Raw genomic sequence first — 21,782 nt, 5'->3', positions numbered from 1 at the left:
AAATTAATTCTGAACAATCTCAACCGTATGAGATTGCCCATCCTTCATCAGCGGAATGCGGTCATCAGGCAGCATAACGCCATCAAGTCGTACCTGGTAGGCTTCACCACCCCGCGAAACCGTAATGTGATACTGACTACTTCCTTGCTGATAGGTCATGTTGAGTGACGGCCAGTCATGCGGTAACTGCGCATGTACGACAAACGTTTCACCGTAGCGTTTTATCCCCAGTAACTCCTCTGTGAGCAGGCGATAGGCCCATCCCGCTGAACCGGTATACCAGCTCCAGCCCCCACGTCCGCTATGCGGCGCGACGCTGTAGACGTCAGCACTCATGACGTAAGGCTCGGTTTTATACCGTTCAACGTCATCGGCCGTTAAAGCGTGGTTGATAGGATTGATCATCGACCACAGCTGCCACGCCCGCTCTGTATTGCCCATTCGGGCAAAGGCCATCACCGCCCAGATCGCACCGTGGGTATATTGCCCGCCGTTTTCCCGCACGCCGGGCAGATAGCCCTGAATGTAGCCCGGGTTCGGGCCGTGGCCATCGAACGGTGGCGTCAGCAGTTTGATAAGCCCGGCGTCGTTATCGACCAGCAGCTTATCCAGCGATTGCATTGCCCGCGCGCTGCGCACCGGATCGGCGGCTCCGGAGAGCACCGACCAGCTTTGGGCGATGGCATCTATCCGGCAGTCCTGAGAGGCCTTCGACCCCAGCGGTTCGCCGCCGTCAAAATAGCCGCGACGATACCACTCTCCGTCCCAGCCGGAAGCTTCCAGGTTTTTCTGCAAACGTGACGCCTGGGTGCGGCACAGTTCCGCTATCGTCCCGTCCTGACGCTGTTCAGCCAGAGCGGCGAAGCGCTGCAAAATGTCGTACAGGAAGAACCCAAGCCAGACGCTTTCCCCTTTCCCCTCGATCCCGACCCGGTTCATGCCGTCATTCCAGTCGCCCGCGCCCATCAGCGGCAGACCATGCTGTCCGAACTGCAAACCATGACGCAGGGCTTTTACGCAGTGCTGCCACAGCGTCTCTTCGACGGCGCTCACTATCGGCGTGTCGTACACTGACTCTTCGCCGGGCTGAAGGAGACGGCCTTCCAGATAAGGAATCTGTTGCTCAAGCACGCCGTTATCCCCGGTAGTCTCGACATAGTGACAAACCGCCAGCGGCAGCCAGAGATAATCGTCCGAGCAGCGCGTGCGCACGCCGTTGCCGTGCGGTGGATGCCACCAGTGTTGCACGTCGCCCTCGATAAACTGCCGGGAAGCGCAGAGCACAATCTGGTCCCGCAGGCGTTCAGGCGCGGCGTGGCTCAGGGCCAGCGTATCCTGGAGCTGATCGCGGAAACCAAATGCGCCCCCGGACTGATAGTACCCGCTGCGCGCCATCAGACGACAGGCCACCGTTTGATACAGCAGCCAGCCGTTGGTCAGCAGATTGACGGCACTGTCCGGGGTGTTGACCACGATGTTATCGAGCACGCTGTGCCAGTAACGGTGAACGTTGTTCAGCTCCTCGCGGGCGGCCTCTTCGTTGAGATAGCGATTGAGTAGCGTCTGCGCTTGTGCCGGATCGTCGCCCACTCCCAGCACAAAAATAAAGGTCTTGTGATCGCCGTCGATCACCGTGGCAGCCGATTGCACCGCACCGCAAGGGTCCAGTCCGGCTCCGGTTTTATCCGACAGCCTGTGCAAGCGCATCGCCAGCGGATCGTGCAGGGAGCCGTTGCGACCCAGAAACTCACGTCGATCGCCCGTCAGGGAGCAGTGTGCACCGCTGACGGCGAAAAATGCCGTACGGCCGCTGCCGTTGCCGCCGTAAAAGTTGTTCGCCATCACGCCGCAGCCGCCGTTGACGCTGGCCGCATGGGTCACTATATGGTGGGCCGACTGCGAGCGTGATTCACCCAGCGTCCAGGCCACGTATCCGGTGACGGAGAGTTTTCGTGTCCGCCCGGAGTTGTTGCTGAGCGTCAGGATCGCCAGTTTGACCGGCTCATGCTCGGCGACCAGCACCGTCAGCTCGCTGTCAATGCCGCTCTCCCGGTGGCCAAAGACGCTATAGCCGAACCCGTGGCGAGAGAGGTAATCCCCTTCACCGCGAAGGGGTAAGGTGGTCGGTGACCAGCACGCGCCGCTCTCTTCGTCGCGTAGGTAAAACACCTCTCCGCCAGGGTCGCTGACGGGATCGTTTTCCCACGGCGTGATGCGATATTCATGGGCATTTTCATACCAGCTGTAGGCTTGCCCGGCCTCCGACAGCACGCTGCCGAAACGGGCATTGGCCAGCACATTCGACCAGGGGGCGGGCGTCGGGGCATTTTCCCGAAGGACAATCTGGTACTCGCGGCCATCCTGAGAAAAACCGCCGTGGCCGTTGAAATGCAGCAGTTGCCCCGTATCCGGCGTCCAGGGAATATGCTGAATAACGCCCGATCCACCGTGCGCAATAAAGGGCGCAGGCACGGTTTTAAGGCTATGAATGCGTTGATCCAGCTGTTCGTTCAATCCGCCTGCACGATCGTCGAGATACAGGTGCGCGACGCTCATCAGCAGCAGTTTGTCCTCGGTGGAGAGGTGTTCGCCGTTACGGACAAAAATCCCGCCCGATTTATCCAGCAGGCTCGCTTCAGACCCGGCATAAATCAGATCCATGATCTGATTTTGCAGCGCTTGCTGATAACCGCCGGGGCTTTCATTCAGGATCACCAGATCCACCGCCAGCCCTTTCAGCCGCCAGTAACGGTGCGCCTGAATCAGGGTGGTAATCGACAGAATGCTCTCTTCGCTGCTGATGCTGAGCAGCACAATCGGCAGATCGCCGGAAATCGCCCAGCCCCACAGGCCCGACTGGCCGCGTCGATTGCGGCTGAGGGTCTGGCTGTCGGCGCGCAGCTCCTGGCACGGATACAGAATCGCACCGGCGAGCCGGTTAAACAGGGCGGCGTCATCTTCGTTGGCGTTAATCTGGCGCAACACCACCAGGCTGTGCGACCAGGCAAGCTCAAAGACGCGGTCGGCGATCGGATGATCGCGATATTTTTCCAGCAGCGTCAGGCTCTGCTGGCGATTTTCGCTCACGCCATACAGGATATCGACGGTGACCGGCTGGCCGGGTTGCAGGGTGATCGACTGGCGAATGGCCAGCACTGGGTCCAGTACCGAGCCAGAGGAGTTACTGAGCGGCCCGCTTTGTCCGATTGCCAGCGCATCTGCCGGATGCCTGCCGCGGCCAAGAAACGCCGCTCGGTCGGTTTCAAACGAGGCGCGAGGCTGACTGCTGCCCTGTACCACCATCATGTGAAACAGCCAGGGACTTTTTTCATCCGGCGCGCGTGGGCGTCGGTGGCACAGAATGGCGTTCTGAGCAGGGACCAGCTCAGTCTGGATAAACAGTTTGCTGAACGATGGATGCGCCAGATCGCTGTTCGCCGGTGCCAGTACCACTTCGGCGTAGGTTGTCAGCTCAATGGTGCGCGGCTGGCGGCCACGGTGCAGCAGCGTTACGCGGCGCAGTTCGATATCATCTTCCGGCGACACAACCACCTGGGTTTTCACACTCAGGGAGCCGAGCGTGCGCCGGAATTCCGCGCCCGCATCGGTAAAGATCACTTCGTCGCTGCTGTCCGCATCGCCCATCGGCTGCCAGGTATTGCTCCAGGTTTCGCCCGACTGCAGATCGCGGATATAGCAGAACGCACCCCAGTTATCGCGGGTGGTATCGCTGCGCCAGCGGGTGAGGGCCAGATCGTTCCAGCGGCTGTAACTGCCGCCGGTGTGGGTCATCATCAGATGGTAATGACTGTTTGAGAGCAGTTGAACCTCAGGGATCAGGTTGTCCGGCGTGGTGAAAATCCTCGGCTCGTAGTGCACCGGTTTAACGCGTCCTTCGTGAGACTCAAAATGACGACGCGGGCTGTAGAGATCGACCGCATCCGGTACTCGCTCCTGCAACAGCAGGCTGGCAGACTGGAAGGCGGTGCTGGCCATAAACCGATCGGCCATCGGCGCATCCAGCAGGACGTGCGCCAGCGCCTGAAACGCCATCCCCTGATGGTGCGCCATCCATGACTGCACCACCGCGTACAACTGTCCAGAGGCGAGACGCGAGGGGGTGTAATCCAGCGCTTCATAAAAACCGAACTCCCCGCGCGCGCCGTTTTTTTCCAGACGGAGCAGGTTGTCACAGGCTTTTTGCGGCGCAATCATCAGCGCCAGCAGCGTGGCGTAAGGGGCGACGACCATATCGTCCGCCAGCCCACGACGCAGGCCGAGACCCGGCACGCCAAAGGCCTGATACTGATAGTTCTGCTGCACATCAAAGGCGTGATAGCCCGACTCCGACACACCCCAGGGGACGCCGCGCTCTTTCCCCCAATGGATCTGGCGCATTACCGCCGACTGGCTCATCTCGTCCAGCAGGCTACCGGGCCAGGTGGGCATCACCAGATTCGGCATCAGATATTCAAACATCGAACCGCTCCAGGACATCAGGGCGGTTTCGTTCTCAATGGTGGTAAACAGCCTGCCGAGTGCGTACCAGCTCTTCTGCGGCAGCTGGTTAGTGGCGATGGCGAGGAAACTGGTCAGGCGAATTTCGGAGGGCAGCAGATCGTAGTGACTTTTATCCAGCATATTGCTGTCGCAGTTGTAGCCGATGCTGAGCAGGCTGGTCACTTCGCTGTAGAGGAACGTGAAATCCATCCGCGCATGCTCGTTCAGCCGCTGTTCTAGCTCGGTAATGATATTCAGACGCATGCGTGCCAGGGTAATCGCCGAAGTGGAGGGCGTGCCTTCACCGCGGTGCGTCGCCTGAGCAAGCTCGCTCAAAGACGGCAGCGTCGGGGAGTCATAGGCGGGCGTTAACCAGCCCAGCAGATGCGACCATTCATGGCACAGCTGCACCAGCTGGCGCTGCAAATGCTCGATCCAGCGCAGAACCAGTTTGTCATCCTGATGGCACAGCGCCGTCAAATGGTTGCTTTGGGTACGCATCTGCTTCAGTTCGAGATAAACCTGCGCCGGAGACATGGCGTTAGCGTTCAGACAGTGTTTACGCAACAGCCGCAGCCCGGTTGGGGCGTGCTGTCCCCAGTGTTTTTCGAGGATACCCAGGGTATCGTTCAGCCCGGCCAGCACCTGCGTGCAATTTAACACGGGCTGATTTCGCATGGCGGTCAGCCCTTCGCGCAGGGTCAGCAGGTGGCCCGCCATATTGCCGCTGTCGACGCTGGATACGTAGCGCGGGCTAAGGGGCGCGAGGGTCTGGGTGTCGTACCAGTTATACAAATGCCCGCGGAAATGCTCCATTTTATCCAGTGTGTCCAGGGTCAGCGTCACGCGCTGCAGCACCTCGCCAATCGGCAAATAGCCAAAATCCCACGACGTCAGGTTTGCCATCAACGAAAGGCCAATATTGGTCGGCGACGTTCGATGGGCAATCACCGGGTGGGGGATCTCCTGATAGTTATCCGGTGGCAGTCCGTTTTCTTTCGCGGTGGCAAAGGTTTCAAAAAAGGCCCAGATTTCGCGGCTCGTCTGGCGCAGCAGCAGCTTCTGTTCCTTGTTGGGGGAAAATGTCCGGCGCGCAGGCTGGCGGCTCATCCAGCTCAGCAGCAGCGGTGTCAGGCACCACAGCAGGCTTAAGGGCAGCGCGATAAAGGAAAACATCGGCGCAATATGGGCGGTCAGGACGTTGAGAGCCACGCCGCAGGCGACATTCATCCACATCGCGCGATAAAAGCGGAGCGGTGAGGTTTTTGCCACATCGTCGTCTGGGCTGAAGCTGGCCCACTGGCTCAGATTGCGGTGGCTGAATCCCAGACGCCAGAACGTGACGGCAATGGCATACAGAGAATAGCCGGCCTCATGAGGCAGCGTCGCCACAGTCAGTCCGATGCGGGAAAGCCGCTTCAGGGCGCCGGAGGCGACCAGCAGCAGATGCTGCACAGTATGGCGCCGGGCAGGTTTATTGATCAGATCCCAGGCGACCGCCAGCCCGGTGGGCAAGAGCCACACCAGCGCCAGCACGCTCAGCCAGTAAAGGGGATTCGGCACCCACAGCAGGGTGCAAAACAGCAGCGCCAACAGGGATGGGGCGACCAGGCTCCGGCGCAGGTTGTCGAATAATTTCCAGTACGACAGGGCGGACAGCGGGTTTTTATCGCGCGTGCCATCGGCTTTTCTGACGCGCGGTTTAAGCCAGTTCAGCAGTTGCCAGTCGCCGCGGATCCAGCGGGTGCGACGCGCGACATCTGAAAGATAGTTATTCGGGTACTGCTCGTAGAGCAGCACTTCGCTTAACAGCCCCGAGCGGGCATAACACCCTTCCAGCAAATCGTGGCTGAGCACCAGGTTTTCCGGGCAGGTGTTGTGCGTGGCCTGCACAAAAATATCGACGTCGTAAATACCTTTCCCGACGAAAGAGCCTTCGTTGAACAGATCCTGATAGATATCGGAAGACATCATTGAATAGGGGTTATTCCCCGCGATGCTGCTGCACATGGCGGCATAGCGCCCTTGCCCGTTGCGGGGCATCTCTTCCGCCATGCCCGGTTGCAGAATGCCGTAGCCTTTGACCACCCGCTGGCGCGCGGCGTCATACTCTGGCCGGTTGAGTGGATGGGCCATGGTTGCGGCCAGCTTATGGGCGGTATCGCGCGGCAGAAGTGTGTCGCTGTCGAGCGTGATCACGTATTTGATCGGCGCCGGTCGCTGGTGGGCTGGCAGATCGGCGACGCTGGAAAACTGTTTATCGGGATGGCGTAACCAGCTGTTCAGCAGCGCCAGTTTTCCCCGTTTGCGTTCATAACCCATCCACACGCCCTGCTGCGGGTTCCATTCTGGGTTCCGGTGGAGCAGATAAAACAGCGGGCGGCTGGCCGGATAGCGGCGGTTGAGATCCTGAACGTGTGACATCGCCTGGTCGAGCAAGGCACTGTTTTGCGGTGAGTATTCCTCTGCTGAATCGGCAAAATCGGTCAGGAGCGCAAAACAGAGATGATCGCTCTGATTGCCGAGCCAACACACTTCCAGACGGGTGATGAGCTTGCTGATTCCGTCGGCGCTGGTGAGCAAGCAGGGAATGACCACCATCGTGGCCGACTCCGGCGGAATACCGCTGGAAAAGTCCATGCGCGGCAGCGGGCGCGGCGTACGAAAACGGGTCGTCGCTTCACTCAACAGGTCGCTGGCAAGCTGGCTGAGCACAATAATCAGCGGCAGTGCGAGGAGGATCAGCAGCCAGCCCATCCCCTGCTGTGCCGTGCGATGCAGGATTTCAGCCGTCGCGGCAGTGGTCAACAGGCTCAGGCTGCCGAGCCATGACATCAGGGGGATCTGGTTGAAGCTGTGCCGCAGGCGAATCAGCCGCGACGCATCTGCCGTAAGCAGGATCTCCAGCTGCTGGCGGCCTTCGCCCTTCAGGTAATAGCCAATATGGGCGCCGGGTGTCTCGGGCGCATTTTCACTGGCAAGCGCCAGCACGCGGCGGGCAACTTCCAGCTCGCTAAAGCGGCTGTCTCGCGCCAGAACCTCAATGACGTGACGATAGTGATCGCGCGTATCGAAGTGCATCAGCGGGTAAATGCCTGCCGGGTCCTGGCGCAGCGTCTGCTCGACGACGCTCATGGCTTCGGCAAAATCGGCCCAGTTGGTTTCACTCAGCAAACGCAAGCCCGCGATGCTGTTGCTCACGGACAGCTGGCTGGCGGCTAACTGCTGGTTGAAGCGGTGGATCAGGGTATCGGTGGTGACTCCCTGTTCCGCCAGACGCTGTTCGACCCAGGTCAGCGGTAACGCCAGCATATTGCCGCGTCCCTGCAGGCGGCGCACCAGCTCGGCGACAAACGCGCTGGTGAGCGGTGGGCTGGAGCGCGCCAGATCGGCGATCACCATGATCAGATCGGCGGGCGTGTTCTCAGCACATTCGAAAATGCGGGTGACCCAGCTATCTGCCAGATTGCGCTCCTGCTGGGCTTTAACCACGTCGATACTGACCCGGCGCAGATTCTCGATCAGCGCCAGGCGCAGCATGCCGGGCAGCGCCCAGACTTCGCCCAGCGTCAGCGGCGTTTCCTGCTGATAGGCGCTGATATAGCTGGTGAGGCTGGTGGCGTCCCAGCGTCCGTCGCCATGGGCAATCGCCTCGGCGGCAATGGCGTAAATTCGCGGGCAGTCATGAGGGGAGGCCAGCGCCGGAAGCCCTTTGCCGAAATTCTTCGGCAGATGCTGGCGCACGATGCGGATCTGCTCCTCAATCAGGTAGTAGTTGTCGAGCAGCCACTCACCGGCGGGCATTATCGTCGCTTTTTTACCGGCATTAAGGTCGTAGCAGTTTTGCGTAATGACTGCCTCGTTATCATCGAGGCGTTTGAGCAGGTAATAGGGCAGTTTGTCGGGCGACAGCTTGTGCGAACGCGCCAGTTTTTGACCGTAGCGCGCCATCTGCGCCGTCGAAAAAAGCTCGGCCTGCAGACTATTTTCTGGCACAGGCTCGTGCCCCTTCAGGGCAGAGACGTTGACAGGCGGAAGTGAACGGGAACGACTCCGCCACGATTTAAGGCTCATTTTCATAGGGTTGCTCTGGTGCGACATGAACGCGCAGGAGCAGTTGTGAAATCAGATCAGAAACGTTCTCTCAGGATGGGTGTGGGGCATCTTGGATTTAACAGCTGCTGGACTCTTACTTCAGTATAGAACACCGATGTTGCGCCAAAGGGCGCGCGTGCAATCAGCGTGGAGCAACAAACAGGGCTTTACAGCCGGGGCACAGCATGGCCTGTTTGAGACGAATTTTGGAGGTCGGGTGGGAGGACTTGAGGCCGCAGTGCGGGCAAGTCACGGTGGTGGTTGATGCGCCACCGATAAGCTTCATTGCGTAATCGAGAAGAGACATGATGATTAACCTTTCAATGAATGAGCTTCATCCTAGCACGAACTGTTCAAATACTGTGCACGGTATCGCATCCCGCCTTTGCAGGAATTTACCCGGTCTGTGGTCGACCTGACAAAGCAGCGGCAAAATAAGGTCTATTATTAGAGACAGTTACTTACCCGGGAGGCGAAAGGATGAACAAGGTTGCTCAATTTTACCGCGAACTGGTTGCCACACTGACGGAACGCCTGCGTAACGGCGAACGTGATATTGATGCTCTTGTCGAGCAGGCGCGTGTTCGGGTTGTACAGACGGGTGAGTTGACGCGCACCGAAGTGGAAGAGGTGACGCGGGCCGTGCGCCGCGACCTTGAGGAGTTCGCGCGAAGCTACGAAGAGAGTCAAAACGACGTTACCGACAGCGTATTTATGCGGGTGATTAAAGAGAGTCTGTGGCAGGAGCTGGCAGATATCACCGATAAAACCCAGCTGGAGTGGCGCGAAGTGTTTCAGGATCTGAACCATCACGGCGTATATCACAGCGGCGAGGTGGTCGGGCTGGGCAATCTGGTCTGTGAAAACTGTCATTTCCATCTGGCGGTGTATACCCCGGACGTTCTGCCGCGCTGCCCGAAATGCGGCCATGACCAGTTCCAGAGACGGCCTTTCGAGCCGTAACATTAACGCCGGTGGCGCGACGTTTACCGGGCCTGCAAAACCGTAGGCCGGAAAAGCGCAGCGCCGCCCGGCGCACGATTAGGCGTAAACCTTCAGTCTTTCCGCCAGCAAATCGACAAACGCTTCCCGGTTGATATCCACCATCAGCGTGGTATTCGGCGTATTGCCCGTCAGGAAATAATAATCCACCACGGTCATGCCCTGAGTGTATTTCCCCTGGGTTTCAACGCCGACCCAACGATCAACGGTCGTGAAAATCTCCGGTTTCAGCAGCCAGGCGATGGTGCACGGATCGTGCAGCGGCGCGCCCTGGAAGCCCCATTTCTCGGTTTTGTGGTACTCCATAAAGAAGTCGAGCAGCTCAGCGACCGTGGTGGCAACAGGGTTGCCAATTGCGCGAAAACGCGCGATATCTTCTGCTATGATCTGCGCCCGGTGGGTGACATCCAGACCGGCCATCACAATCGGGATGCCCGACTGGAAGACAATTTCTGCGGCTTCCGGATCGACGAAGATGTTGAACTCTGCCGCGGGCGTCCAGTTCCCCAGCCCCATCGCTCCACCCATGATCACAATCCGCGCGATTTTCGCGTGCAGTTCCGGGTGGCTGTTGAGCAGCAGCGCCACGTTGGTTTGCGGGCCTGTCGCCACCAGCGTCACCGGCTCATCGCTTTCTCGCAGCACGTTCGCCATCAGCTCAACCGCCGTGCAGTTTTGCGGTTCAAAGCCTGGTTCCGGCAGCGCCGGGCCGTCCAGCCCGCTCTCGCCGTGAACGTTATCGGCGATGATCAGATCGCGCATCAGCGGTTTCACCGCGCCGCCCGCCACCGGGATATCCATGCGATTGAGCAGGGTCAGCATACGTAACACATTGCGCAGGGTTTTGTCCGGGGTCTGATTGCCGGCGGAGGAGGTGACGGCTTTGAGGGCTAATTCCGGTGAGGCGAGGGCAAGGACAAGCGCGATAGCGTCATCATGACCAGGATCGCAATCGAGAATGATCGGCAGTGGCATAGGGTGCTCCATTTTTGGCGTTATTTTGTGACAAGGTTAACGCCGCAAGATGAAGCAGACGAGAAGAAGAGACCTAAAGCGTGAAGTGGTGCGCAATCCGAAGAGTGCGCACCGGGTTGATCAGTGCAGGATTTTGGCGAGGAAATCTTTGGCGCGATCGGATTGCGGGTTAGCGAAGAAATCCTCTTTCGGCGAATCTTCGACAATTTTCCCTTCGTCCATAAAGATCACGCGGTTGGCCACTTTGCGGGCAAAGCCCATCTCGTGGGTCACCACCATCATGGTCATCCCTTCGTGCGCCAGCTCCACCATCACATCCAGCACTTCGTTGATCATTTCCGGATCAAGCGCGGAGGTTGGTTCATCAAACAGCATGGCGATAGGGTCCATGCACAGCGCGCGCGCAATCGCCACACGCTGTTGCTGACCACCGGAGAGCTGGGCCGGGAACTTATCGGCGTGAGCAGACAGCCCAACGCGTTCCAGCAGTTTTAAGCCTTTATCACGCGCCGCTTTTTTGTCGCGTTTCAACACTTTTACCTGCGCCAGCGTCAGGTTCTCGATAATCGACAGGTGCGGGAACAGCTCAAAGTGCTGGAACACCATTCCGACGTGGGAACGCAGTTTCGCCAGATTGGTATTTTTGTCGTTCACCTTCGTGCCATCGACGACAATCTCGCCTTTCTGCACCGGTTCCAGGCCATTGACGGTTTTAATCAACGTCGATTTACCGGAGCCAGACGGCCCGCATACCACAACCACTTCGCCTTTTTTCACTTCGGTGGAGCAGTCGGTTAGCACCTGAAAGTGCCCATACCATTTAGAAACATTTTTCAGGGAAATCATGAGACTGTCCTTTTCTTCAGCCAGGTAACCAACAGCGACGCGCTTAAACTAATTGCAAAATAAACTGCACCTGCGAACAGGATCATCTCAACCTGCGTACCGTCGCGTTCGCCGATAGTGGAGGCCGTACGGAAGAAGTCCGCGAGGCTCAGCACATACACAAGCGAGGTATCCTGGAAAAGAACGATGCCCTGCGTCAGCAGCAGCGGGACCATGGCGCGAAACGCCTGTGGCAGAATAATGAGCTTCATGGACTGCCAGTGGGTCATCCCCAGCGCCAGCGCCGCGCTCGATTGTCCGCGAGAGATGCTCTGAATACCCGCGCGAATAATTTCCGAATAGTACGCCGCCTCAAACATTGAGAACGCGACCATGGCAGAGATCAGGCGGATATCGGTTTTCGGCGACAGCCCCAGCACGTTTTGCAGCAGGCCGGGGACGATCAGATAAAACCACAGCAGCACCATCACCAGCGGAATAGAGCGGAAGACGTTGACGTAGGCGGTAGCGAACCAGGCGAAAGGCTTGAAGCTCGACAGGCGCATGACCGCCAAAATCGTGCCCCAGACAATACCAACCACGATCGCAATGGCGGTGATTTTTAAGGTAATAACCAGCCCGTCGAGCAGATAGGGCATGGCGGGAACAATGGAACTCCAGTCAAACTCGTACATTATTTGCCCCCCAGATTGCCCGGCAGGCGAGTTTTACGTTCAACCAGGTTCATCACCAGCATGATGAAAGCGTTAATCAGCACATAGGCCACGGTAATGGCGGTGAAAGATTCCCACGCGTGGGCGGAGTAATCCAGCAGCTTGCCCGCCTGCGCCGCCATATCGACCAGACCAATGGTGGAGGCGATGGCCGAGTTTTTCACCAGGTTCATCATCTCGGAGGTCATCGGCGGAACGATTACGCGGTAAGCGTTTGGCAGCAGCACGTAGCGGTAGCTTTGCGGCAGCGTCAGGCCCATCGCCAGTGCGGCGTTCTTTTGCCCGCGCGGCAGCGACTGAATCGCAGCACGCACCTGCTCGCACACGCGCGCAGCGGTGAACAGGCCAAGGCAGAGCATCGAGGAGACAAAGAACTGAATATTCGGGTCCAGCTCAGATTTAAACCACATGCCGAGATTTTCCGGCAGCAGTTCAGGCACGACCAGATACCAGGTAAAGAACTGCACGATGAGCGGAACGTTACGGAACAGTTCGACGTACAGGGTACCCAGGGAAGAGAGAAAACGGTTCGGGACGGTACGTAAAATACCGAACAGGGAACCGACCAGGAAAGCGATTATCCAGGCCGTTATCGATAACGCAACGGTAACCTGAAAGCCGCTCCACAGCCAGCCAAGATAGGTGGTGTTGCCGAACGGGGCTTGTTGCAGAAAAATGCCCCAGTTCCAGTCTATTGACATAATAAACTCCAGAAAAAAAAGGGTAGCAGCGCTACCCTCGAAGATTGGTGAGAAGCTCAATGTTCGCGCTGAGTGGGGAACGACCACTCAACGTATAGTCTGTCCGCGCTTCCCGACAATCGAGAGGGCAGGAGATCCCGCCCCTTAATGGTTCTAATTAGTTAAGTGCTTTGTCGTTTGGTTCTTTGAACAGGGCTTTCATGTCGTCAGACAGTTCAAAGTTCATGTTGAGATTTTTTGGTGGAATCGGGTTCTTGAACCACTTATCGAACCATTTTTCCGCTTCGCCGGAGGTTTGAACCTGAGCGATGGTGTCATCGATCAGCTTTTTGAAGCTTGCGTCGTCTTTACGCAGCATACAGCCGTATGCCTCTTTCGACTGCGCCGTGCCGACGATGTCCCAGTTGTCTGGTTTCTTCGCTTTTGCACGTTCGCCCGCCAGCAGCGCGTCATCCATCATGAATGCCACCGCGCGGCCGCTCTCCAGCGTACGGAAAGAGTCACCGTGGTCTTTCGCGCTGATGATGCGCATATCCAGTTTTTTCTCGTCGTTGAGCTTGTGCAGCAGCACTTCAGAGGTGGTACCGGAAGTCACAACAACCGCTTTGCCTTTCAGGTCTGCGAAGTCTTTAATCTCGCCGCCTTTTTTGGTCAGCAGACGCGTACCGACCACGAAGATGGTGTCGGAGAAGGCCGCTTGTTTCTGACGCTCGAGGTTGTTGGTGGTGGAACCACACTCAAAATCGAAGGTGCCGTTTTGCAGCAGAGGAATACGGTTTTGCGACGTAATTGGAATCAGCTTTACCTGCAGGTCAGGTTTGTTGAGCTTTTTCTTGACCGCTTCTACGATCGCGTTGGAGTAGTCCTGAGAGTAGCCTACGACTTTTTGCGTGTTGTCGTAGTATGAGAACGGGACGGAAGATTCACGGTGGCCGACCACGATCACGCCATTTTTGGCAATCTTGTCGAGAGTGCTCCCGGCAGCCGGAGCGTCTTCGGCGTGAACGACGCCTGCGGACATCCCCATTACCAGCATTGCTGTGGCCAGTTTACGTAATTGCATACCCAACTCCTTTATTATCTGCGCCAATGACGCATTGATACCCATTGTGATGTTGTTATATCTCGCGCGATGCGAGTGCAGTGTTATGCAAGCTTGTTAACATTTAGTCTGGCTTAATGTAAAGATTTTGCTGCGTTATTGTTTATTTTTGCGAAGCGCGCCGCACCATTCAGAGGCAAAAATATCTGCCTGCACCGTTTCGGTGCTACCGATGAACTGCGGTGGTGCGCCGAAGTTGCACGTTAAGCGAAACCACTGAATCTGTGATTTAACAAAGCAATAGGCGTGCCAGAAATGGGAGTCGAGGGGGATTTGCCGGGTATCAGATGTGTCGTGCCAGACCTGGCCTGGGAATGAGGAATGAAGGCCCGGCAAGCGAAACGCCGCCGGGCACTGGGGGATTACTTACGACGCTGACGCAAACTCATTAACACAGCGCCAAAACCAAACAGAACCGTCAGGATCCACAGCGGCCAGTTGCCGGTGCGAGCATACGGCGTGAGGCCGGAGGTTGGCGTGACGGTGGTTGTCAGCACGGCGCGTGTGAATTGCGGGATCATCGCCTGGATTTCACCCTGCGGACCAATCACGGCGGTAATGCCGTTATTGGTGCTGCGCAGCAGCGGACGGGCCAGCTCCAGGGAACGCATGCGCGCCATCTGGAAGTGCTGCCACGGACCGATCGACTTACCAAACCAGGCGTCGTTGGAGATGGTCAGCAGATAATCCGTATCGGGACGGAAGTTATCGCGCACTTGTTCGCCAAGGATGATTTCGTAACAGATCGCCGGGGTCAGCGCCAGGCCATGCGCATGAAGCTGCGGCTGGACATAAGGCCCACGGCTGAAGGACGACATTGGCAGATCGAAGAACGGTGCCAGCGGACGCAGAATCGTTTCCAGCGGCACAAACTCACCAAACGGCACCAGGTGGTTTTTGTTGTAACGATTCGCCGATTCGTAGCTATACGGGTTGTCTTTGCCGAGCGTGATAATGGTGTTGTAGGTGTCGTAACGGTTCTGTTTGTTCAGACGCGCGTCGACAATCCCGGTGATCAGCGTGCTGTTCTTCGCGCGCAGCAGATCGTCCATCATGCTCAGGAAACGCTGCTGGTTGATCTCCAGATCGGGAATCGCAGACTCCGGCCAGATAATCAGGTCAGATTTGCCCATCTCTTTCTGCGTCGCATCGAGATAGATTTTCAGCGTATTGATCAGCTGGTTCTCATCCCACTTCAGCGACTGTGGAATATTGCCCTGTACCATCGACACCTGGGTCGCGCGCGCGGGCTCCAGAGTGAACCACTGGATAAAGCGCAGCGGGAAGGGAAGGGCGAACAGCACTACTGCCGCGATCAGCGGTTTCCAGTTGCGCTGCACCAGGGCCAGCACCAGCAGACCACTCACCACCATCAGCAGGAAGTTGATCGCCTCCACGCCCATCACCGGCGCCAGGCCTTTTAGCGGGCCATCGATCTGGCTGTAGCCAAACTGCAGCCACGGGAAGCCGGTCAGCACCCAGCCGCGTAAAAACTCGGTGATTTGCCAGACCACAGGTGCCGCAATCGCCACGCGCAGCCAGCTGGTTTTCGGCCACAGGCGCGACAAAATCCCCGCGAAGAGACCGGTATACAGCGAGAGATACGCCGCCAGCAGCACCACCAGGAAGACGTTAACCGGGCCAGGCATACCACCGAACTGCGCGATACTGACGTAAACCCAGTTAATGCCGGAGCCAAACAGGCCCAGACCCCAGAAGTAGCCGATGGCCGCAGCCTGAATCGGGCGGCGATTCAGCGTCAGCCCTTGTAACCCCATCAGTGAGAGGAGGGCGGCAGGCCAGATGTCATAAGGAGAAAAAGCCAGCGTTCCGCTGGCTCCGAGCAACAGCGCCAGCAGCAAACGGACGCGCTGGCGTTCAAGCAGTGGGGCAAATGCCATTTACATTAATCTTCCAGTTTTGGCACCGGGGAGTCGTCCGGCAATCTGACGTGAACCTGAATAATACGTCGGCTGTCGGCCATGGCGACCTTGAACTGGTAACCATCGATGTCAACGGACTCGCCGCGCGCCGGGAGATGGCCAAAGGCCTGCATCACCAGCCCGCCAATCGTATCCACCTCTTCATCGCTGAAGTGGGTGCCAAAGGTGTCGTTAAACTCTTCAATGGAGGCCAGCGCGCGGACGGTCCAGGTATGGCGGCTCAACTGACGGAATTCGATATCGTCTTCTTCGTCGTACTCATCTTCGATTTCACCGACGATCAGTTCGAGAATATCTTCGATAGTCACAAGGCCGGAAACACCGCCAAATTCATCGATAACAATCGCCATGTGGTAGCGCTGGGAGCGGAACTCTTTCAGCATGCGGTCAACGCGCTTGCTTTCCGGGACCACCACCGCCTGGCGTAACACTTTTTCCATGCTGAAAGCTTCGGCATCGCTGCGCATAAACGGCAGCAGATCCTTGGCCATCAGAATCCCTTCAATGTGATCTTTGTCTTCGCTGATCACCGGGAAACGCGAGTGGGCCGATTCGATGATCACATCGAGGCACTCGTCCAGAGTCTGGTTGCGTTTCAGGGTAATCATCTGCGAGCGGGGGATCATAATATCGCGAACGCGCTGGTCGGCGATGTCCATGACCCCTTCGAGCATTTCGCGCGTATCTTCGTCGATAAGATCGTTCTGCCCGGAATCACGAATCAGCTCCAGGAGTTCATCACGGTTTTTCGGTTCGCCGTGGAACAGCTGGCTCAGAATGAGGGAGAAAAATCCCTTCTTACTGGTTGTCGTGTCGCTACTGTGTGAATTGTCGTCGCTCATGGCGTTTGTTAAGGGTTCTCTTGTGAGTTTAATGCGCGCCGCCGCAGGAAAGGTCCATATGCGGCGGCCTGATCGGTCAGTAAAGCCTGATGCTTAACTGACTATTCTTTCTCGGCAATGTACGGATCCTCATAGCCCAGAGCAAGCATTATCTCTGTCTCGAGGGATTCCATCTCTTCCGCTTCTTCGTCTTCAATATGATCATAACCCAGCAGATGCAGACTGCCGTGGATAACCATATGCGCCCAGTGAGCGTCGAGCGGCTTTTGCTGCTCTTTGGCTTCCTGTTCAACCACCTGACGGCAGATGATCAGGTCGCCGAGCAGCGGCATTTCGATGCCCGGCGGCGCTTCAAACGGGAAAGAGAGCACGTTGGTCGGCTTATCTTTCCCGCGATAGGTCAGGTTCAGCTCGTGGCTCTCCGCTTCGTCGACCAGGCGAATCGTGACTTCTGACTCTTCCTGAAACTGCGGGATCACCGCATCCAGCCATGTTTGAAACTGACGCTCTTCCGGCAAACCGGAATTGTCTTCACAGGCTAGCTGTAAATCGAGGATCACCTGACTCATTTATTCTCATGCTCCTGGGCTTCGCGTTTTCGTTCCGCGGCCTGTTCTGCTTTACGTTTTTGTTCTGCTTCTTCCCACGCTTCATAGGCGTTGACGATGCGGGCGACCACCGGATGGCGCACCACGTCTTCGCTGTTGAAGAAGTTGAAGCTAATTTCGTCTACTTCCGCCAGCACTTCGATGGCGTGACGCAGACCGGATTTGGTGCTGCGCGGCAGGTCGATCTGGGTGATATCGCCGGTAATAACCGCTTTCGAGTTGAAGCCGATACGCGTCAGGAACATCTTCATCTGTTCGATGGTGGTGTTCTGACTCTCATCGAGAATGATAAACGCATCGTTCAGCGTACGGCCGCGCATATAGGCGAGCGGGGCGACTTCAATGACGTTACGCTCGATCAGCTTTTCCACTTTCTCGAAGCCGAGCATTTCAAACAGGGCGTCATACAGCGGGCGCAGATACGGGTCTACCTTCTGGCTCAAATCGCCGGGCAGGAAGCCCAGTTTCTCACCGGCTTCTACCGCCGGGCGCGTCAGCAGGATACGACGAATATCCTGACGCTCCAGTGCATCGACGGCGGCGGCAACGGCCAGATAGGTTTTACCCGTCCCCGCCGGGCCGACGCCGAAGGTGATGTCATGGTCGAGAATATTGGCGATGTACTGCGCCTGGTTTGGCGTACGCGGCTTGATGACGCCACGCTTGGTTTTGATATTGATGGCCTTGCCGTAGTCCGGCACGCTTTCCGCGCTCTGCTCAAGCACTCGCGCTTCTTTAATGGCGAGGTGGATGTGCTCAGGCTCGATATCCTGAGTTTCGCCGCGCATCGGGGCGGTATCGACATACAGGCTGCGCAGAATGTCCGCAGCGGCGTTGACGCAGATGGCGCGTCCGGTGAGTTTGAAGTGATTATCGCGACGATTGATTTCGATACCCAGACGTCGCTCCAGTTGTTTGATGTTGTCATCAAACGGCCCGCACAGGCTCAGCAGGCGAGCGTTGTCTGCTGGCTCCAGGGTAAGTTCACGCGTTTCTGTATTCAAACTGTTCCTCTTAATGTGTGTAGGGTCAGAGAGCAACGTGCCGAACTGACTTACAGACGAGTCGTCTTTACGAAATTATTCACGCCACAGTTTAAAGGCGCAAGCTTATGGTTGCATATTGGGGACGCAGAGGGGAAATACAAGGCCTGCCAGAGCGACAGGCCTGAATGGATTAAGGCTGGTAAACACCGACACCCAAATCGTTTTCTTTACGCGTGCGGGCAATAACAGACTCTGGCGTTTCGGCGACGCGCAGGCCCATTTCCGCTTCCGTGCGCACCAGTTTGCCGCGCATGGAGTTGGTGAGCACTTCCTGGATTTCGATATCGACAAACTTACCGATCATGTCCGGAGTGCCTTCGAAGTTCACCACGCGGTTGTTCTCGGTACGTCCAGAGAGCTGCATCAGGCTCTTACGCGACGTGCCTTCCACCAGAATACGCTGCGTGGTGCCGAGCATACGGCGGCTCCAGGCGTTGACCTGCTGGTTGATACGCTCCTGCAGAATATAGAGACGCTGTTTTTTCTCCTCTTCTGGTACATCGTCCACCATATCGGCGGCTGGCGTGCCCGGACGCGCAGAGAAGATAAAGCTAAAGCTGGTGTCGAAATTGACTTCGCCAATCAGCTTCATGGTACGCGCGAAGTCGTCGGTGGTTTCGCCAGGGAAGCCGACGATAAAGTCGGAGCTAATCTGGATATCCGGGCGCGCTTCACGCAGCTTGCGGATGATGGCTTTGTACTCCAGAACCGTATGCGTGCGGCCCATCAGGTTCAGCACACGGTCAGAGCCGCACTGGACCGGCAGGTGCAGGAAGCTCACCAGCTCTGGCGTATCGCGATAGACATCAATGATGTCATCGGTAAATTCGATCGGATGGCTGGTGGTGAAACGCACGCGGTCGATACCGTCGATGGCGGCAACCAGACGCAGCAGCTCGGCGAAGGTGCCGGTGGAGCCGTCGTAGTTTGCGCCACGCCAGGCGTTCACGTTCTGGCCGAGCAGGTTTACTTCACGCACGCCCTGGGCCGCCAGCTGGGCCACTTCAAACAGAATATCGTCGCAAGGGCGGCTGACCTCTTCACCGCGCGTGTAAGGCACGACGCAGTAGGTGCAGTATTTGTTGCAGCCTTCCATGATGGAGACGTAGGCGCTTGGGCCATCGGCACGCGGCTCTGGCAGACGGTCAAATTTCTCGATTTCCGGGAAACTGACGTCAACCACCGGGCTGCGATCGCCGCGCACTGAGTTGATCATCTCCGGCAGGCGGTGGAGAGTCTGCGGGCCAAACACAATATCGACGTAATGGGCGCGTTGACGGATCAGCTTGCCCTCTTGCGAGGCCACGCAGCCCCCGACGCCGATAATCAGGTCCGGATTTTTCTTTTTGAGGAGTTTCCAGCGACCTAACAGGTGGAAGACTTTTTCCTGCGCTTTTTCACGGATTGAGCAGGTGTTAAGCAGCAGCACATCGGCTTCTTCTGCCACTTCAGTCAGTTGATACCCGTGGGTGGCATTCAGCAGATCGGCCATCTTCGATGAATCGTATTCGTTCATCTGACAGCCCCAGGTTTTTATATGGAGTTTTTTAGTCATCGACTTGCTCAGGCTCAGGATTGCAAGCCGCGTATTGTAATGCTTTGGTGGGGTTGTGACCAGTATGAAGGTTGGCTGCCTCAAGGGAGAAAAAATCCGGTAAACTTAAGGGATTCTCTTCAAAGGATTATTGACCATGACACTCCAGAAAACCGAAATCGCCGTGGTCGGCGGCGGGATGGTCGGCGGCGCACTGGCGCTGGGACTGGCACAACAGGGATTCCAGGTAACGGTGATCGAGCAGGCCGCGCCCCCCGAATTTGACGAGGCTCAGCAGCCGGACGTGCGGATCTCGGCGATCAGCGCCGCGTCGGTCGATCTGCTGCGCGGGCTGGGCGTGTGGGAGGCGATCCTCGCGATGCGCGCCCATCCGTATCGTCGACTGGAGACGTGGGAGTGGGAAACCGCGCATGTGACCTTTGACGCCGCTGAACTGAAGCTGCCGCTGCTGGGCTACATGGTGGAAAATAACGTTCTGCAGCTAGCTTTGTGGCAGGCGCTGGAGTCGCATGAGAACGTGACGCTGCGCGTTCCGGATTCTCTGAAAGCGCTGCATCGCCATGAGGGCGGTTATTTGCTGGAGCTGGCTAACGGCGATGAACTGGCCGTGAAGCTGGTCGTGGGGGCCGACGGTGCGAATTCACAGGTGCGCCAGATGGCCGGGATCGGTATTCACGCCTGGCAGTATCAGCAATCTTGTATGCTGATTACCGTTAAATGTGAAAATGAGCCGGGCGACAGTACCTGGCAGCACTTTACCCCCAACGGCCCGCACGCCTTTTTACCGCTCTTTGGACACTGGGCGTCACTGGTGTGGTACGACACGCCGGCGCGCATTCGCCAGCTGCAAAGTTTGTCGATGGATCAGCTGCAGCGCGAAATCGAAAAACACTTCCCGGCGCGTCTCGGCGTAGTGACGCCGGTGGCGGCGGGAGGATTCCCGTTAACCCGTCGTCACGCACTGCAATATGCACAAGAAGGGCTGGCGCTGGTGGGGGATGCCGCGCATACCATTCATCCGCTGGCCGGGCAGGGCGTCAACCTGGGATATCGTGACGTCGAAGCGTTGTTATCGGTGATGAGCAGCGCGCGTGACCATGCGGAACCCTGGGCGAGTGCGGCTGTGCTGAAGCGCTACCAGACGCGTCGCATGGCGGATAACTTTTTAATGCAGTCGGGGATGGATCTGTTTTATGCGGGATTCAGCAACGATCTCGGCCCGATACGGATTCTGCGCAATATGGGTCTGATGGCAGCCGAGCGTGCGGGCGGGTTGAAGCGTCAGGCATTGAAGTACGCGTTAGGTCTGTAGGTTCTGTCTCCTCCCTCGTTGTTTTGAGGGAGGGGGATATCTCCAGAGCACAAAAACAAAAAAGCCCGCAGAGCGGGCTTTTTTGCTATTAAGTGGCTGGGGTACGAGGATTCGAACCTCGGAATGCTGGTATCAGAAACCAGAGCCTTACCGCTTGGCGATACCCCAACAGGGTGCGTTAAACAAACAACAATCTAACGACTTTTGAAATTGGCTGGGGTACGAGGATTCGAACCTCGGAATGCTGGTATCAGAAACCAGAGCCTTACCGCTTGGCGATACCCCAACAATTTTTTCTAGTTTATCGAAATAATCGATAAATTCCTAATTTGGTGGCTACGACGGGATTCGAACCTGTGACCCCATCATTATGAGTGATGTGCTCTAACCAACTGAGCTACGTAGCCAGACTGCTTTCTTCGATGGCTGGGGTACCTGGATTCGAACCAGGGAATGCCGGTATCAAAAACCGGTGCCTTACCGCTTGGCGATACCCCAATAACCGCGGAGAACCGCTAAATCGAAGAATATGGCTGGGGTAC

The 21,782-nt window shown here is 57.3% G+C and carries 14 protein-coding genes and 4 tRNA genes; 2 read left to right on the top strand and 16 right to left on the bottom strand.

The features are described 5' to 3' along the window. Nucleotides 1–3: 3 nt before the first annotated feature. Together ETG88_RS02550 and ETG88_RS22235 are read right to left on the bottom strand one after the other, a co-directional pair. Nucleotides 4–8,580 (bottom strand): GH36-type glycosyl hydrolase domain-containing protein, encoded by an 8,577-nt coding sequence (locus ETG88_RS02550; protein WP_129034475.1) that lies wholly within the window; start codon nt 8,578–8,580, stop codon nt 4–6. A gap of 157 nt (nt 8,581–8,737) precedes the next feature. Next, a complete protein-coding gene (locus tag ETG88_RS22235; protein WP_164971751.1) occupies nt 8,738–8,902 on the bottom strand; it encodes a YnfU family zinc-binding protein in 165 nt (54 codons plus the stop codon). Between the two features lie 173 nt (nt 8,903–9,075). Here ETG88_RS22235 and ETG88_RS02545 point away from each other — a divergent pair, with 173 nt between their 5' ends. Beyond that, on the top strand, nt 9,076–9,558 hold the full coding sequence (locus ETG88_RS02545) for a zinc ribbon-containing protein (RefSeq protein WP_100777220.1): 483 nt from the start codon (nt 9,076–9,078) through the stop codon (nt 9,556–9,558). Between the two features lie 78 nt (nt 9,559–9,636). Here ETG88_RS02545 and rihA read toward each other — a convergent pair whose 3' ends face one another. From rihA to miaB, 10 genes are all read right to left on the bottom strand, one after another. Continuing rightward, nucleotides 9,637–10,572, bottom strand: coding sequence for a pyrimidine-specific ribonucleoside hydrolase RihA (gene rihA, locus ETG88_RS02540; RefSeq protein ID WP_129034474.1), 936 nt, complete (start codon nt 10,570–10,572; stop codon nt 9,637–9,639). Nucleotides 10,573–10,692: 120 nt separating this feature from the next. Beyond that, complete coding sequence (locus ETG88_RS02535; protein ID WP_107704044.1) at nt 10,693–11,418, bottom strand: amino acid ABC transporter ATP-binding protein; 726 nt, start codon at nt 11,416–11,418, stop codon at nt 10,693–10,695. Next, entirely contained in the window at nt 11,415–12,092 is a 678-nt protein-coding gene (gene gltK, locus ETG88_RS02530; RefSeq protein ID WP_100777217.1) for a glutamate/aspartate ABC transporter permease GltK, read from the bottom strand. The genes ETG88_RS02535 and gltK overlap by 4 nt, the downstream gene beginning before the upstream one ends. Beyond that, nucleotides 12,092–12,832 (bottom strand): amino acid ABC transporter permease, encoded by a 741-nt coding sequence (locus ETG88_RS02525; protein WP_102104168.1) that lies wholly within the window; start codon nt 12,830–12,832, stop codon nt 12,092–12,094. The genes gltK and ETG88_RS02525 overlap by 1 nt, the downstream gene beginning before the upstream one ends. 157 nt (nt 12,833–12,989) lie before the next feature. After that, a complete protein-coding gene (locus ETG88_RS02520) occupies nt 12,990–13,895 on the bottom strand; it encodes an amino acid ABC transporter substrate-binding protein (protein ID WP_142503628.1) in 906 nt (301 codons plus the stop codon). A 401-nt stretch (nt 13,896–14,296) separates the two neighbouring features. After that, nucleotides 14,297–15,835, bottom strand: coding sequence for an apolipoprotein N-acyltransferase (gene lnt, locus ETG88_RS02515; RefSeq protein ID WP_129034473.1), 1,539 nt, complete (start codon nt 15,833–15,835; stop codon nt 14,297–14,299). 5 nt (nt 15,836–15,840) lie between these two features. Beyond that, the gene (corC, locus tag ETG88_RS02510; protein ID WP_129034472.1) at nt 15,841–16,719 is read right to left on the bottom strand and encodes a CNNM family magnesium/cobalt transport protein CorC; all 879 of its coding nucleotides are present in this window, start codon (nt 16,717–16,719) and stop codon (nt 15,841–15,843) included. Nucleotides 16,720–16,820: 101 nt separating this feature from the next. After that, a complete protein-coding gene (gene ybeY, locus ETG88_RS02505; RefSeq protein WP_100777213.1) occupies nt 16,821–17,288 on the bottom strand; it encodes an rRNA maturation RNase YbeY in 468 nt (155 codons plus the stop codon). Beyond that, nucleotides 17,285–18,331, bottom strand: a complete 1,047-nt coding sequence (locus ETG88_RS02500) for a PhoH family protein (RefSeq protein ID WP_181827485.1) — start codon at nt 18,329–18,331, stop codon at nt 17,285–17,287. The genes ybeY and ETG88_RS02500 overlap by 4 nt, the downstream gene beginning before the upstream one ends. 172 nt (nt 18,332–18,503) lie before the next feature. Beyond that, entirely contained in the window at nt 18,504–19,928 is a 1,425-nt protein-coding gene (gene miaB, locus ETG88_RS02495) for a tRNA (N6-isopentenyl adenosine(37)-C2)-methylthiotransferase MiaB (protein ID WP_129034471.1), read from the bottom strand. Between the two features lie 136 nt (nt 19,929–20,064). Here miaB and ubiF point away from each other — a divergent pair, with 136 nt between their 5' ends. Continuing rightward, nucleotides 20,065–21,240, top strand: a complete 1,176-nt coding sequence (gene ubiF, locus ETG88_RS02490) for a 3-demethoxyubiquinol 3-hydroxylase (protein ID WP_129034470.1) — start codon at nt 20,065–20,067, stop codon at nt 21,238–21,240. A 93-nt stretch (nt 21,241–21,333) separates the two neighbouring features. On the opposite strand, the gene ETG88_RS02485 is transcribed toward ubiF, so the two are convergent. The 4 genes from ETG88_RS02485 to ETG88_RS02470 form a co-directional block, all read right to left on the bottom strand. Further along, nucleotides 21,334–21,408: transfer RNA gene (locus ETG88_RS02485), tRNA-Gln, on the bottom strand. Nucleotides 21,409–21,451: 43 nt separating this feature from the next. Beyond that, nucleotides 21,452–21,526: transfer RNA gene (locus ETG88_RS02480), tRNA-Gln, on the bottom strand. A 44-nt stretch (nt 21,527–21,570) separates the two neighbouring features. Next, nucleotides 21,571–21,647, bottom strand: a tRNA-Met gene (locus ETG88_RS02475). Between the two features lie 16 nt (nt 21,648–21,663). Beyond that, nucleotides 21,664–21,738 (bottom strand) — tRNA-Gln (locus tag ETG88_RS02470). Between the last annotated feature and the right edge of the window lie 44 nt (nt 21,739–21,782).

The sequence above is a fragment of the Lelliottia nimipressuralis genome (genome assembly GCF_004115925.1).
Taxonomy (GTDB): Bacteria; Pseudomonadota; Gammaproteobacteria; order Enterobacterales; family Enterobacteriaceae; genus Enterobacter; species Enterobacter nimipressuralis.
This window is presented reverse-complemented; position numbering and strand designations above follow the sequence as displayed.

What these genes read in the sequence shown, in the direction of transcription:
- ETG88_RS02550 (WP_129034475.1), bottom strand. Translation starts at nt 8,580, where the DNA reads ATGAAAATGAGCCTTAAATCGTGGCGGAGTCGTTCCCGTTCACTTCCG.
- ETG88_RS22235 (WP_164971751.1), bottom strand. Translation starts at nt 8,902, where the DNA reads ATGTCTCTTCTCGATTACGCAATGAAGCTTATCGGTGGCGCATCAACC.
- ETG88_RS02545 (WP_100777220.1), top strand. Translation starts at nt 9,076, where the DNA reads ATGAACAAGGTTGCTCAATTTTACCGCGAACTGGTTGCCACACTGACG.
- rihA (WP_129034474.1), bottom strand. Translation starts at nt 10,572, where the DNA reads ATGCCACTGCCGATCATTCTCGATTGCGATCCTGGTCATGATGACGCT.
- ETG88_RS02535 (WP_107704044.1), bottom strand. Translation starts at nt 11,418, where the DNA reads ATGATTTCCCTGAAAAATGTTTCTAAATGGTATGGGCACTTTCAGGTG.
- gltK (WP_100777217.1), bottom strand. Translation starts at nt 12,092, where the DNA reads ATGTACGAGTTTGACTGGAGTTCCATTGTTCCCGCCATGCCCTATCTG.
- ETG88_RS02525 (WP_102104168.1), bottom strand. Translation starts at nt 12,832, where the DNA reads ATGTCAATAGACTGGAACTGGGGCATTTTTCTGCAACAAGCCCCGTTC.
- ETG88_RS02520 (WP_142503628.1), bottom strand. Translation starts at nt 13,895, where the DNA reads ATGCAATTACGTAAACTGGCCACAGCAATGCTGGTAATGGGGATGTCC.
- lnt (WP_129034473.1), bottom strand. Translation starts at nt 15,835, where the DNA reads ATGGCATTTGCCCCACTGCTTGAACGCCAGCGCGTCCGTTTGCTGCTG.
- corC (WP_129034472.1), bottom strand. Translation starts at nt 16,719, where the DNA reads ATGAGCGACGACAATTCACACAGTAGCGACACGACAACCAGTAAGAAG.
- ybeY (WP_100777213.1), bottom strand. Translation starts at nt 17,288, where the DNA reads ATGAGTCAGGTGATCCTCGATTTACAGCTAGCCTGTGAAGACAATTCC.
- miaB (WP_129034471.1), bottom strand. Translation starts at nt 19,928, where the DNA reads ATGACTAAAAAACTCCATATAAAAACCTGGGGCTGTCAGATGAACGAA.
- ubiF (WP_129034470.1), top strand. Translation starts at nt 20,065, where the DNA reads ATGACACTCCAGAAAACCGAAATCGCCGTGGTCGGCGGCGGGATGGTC.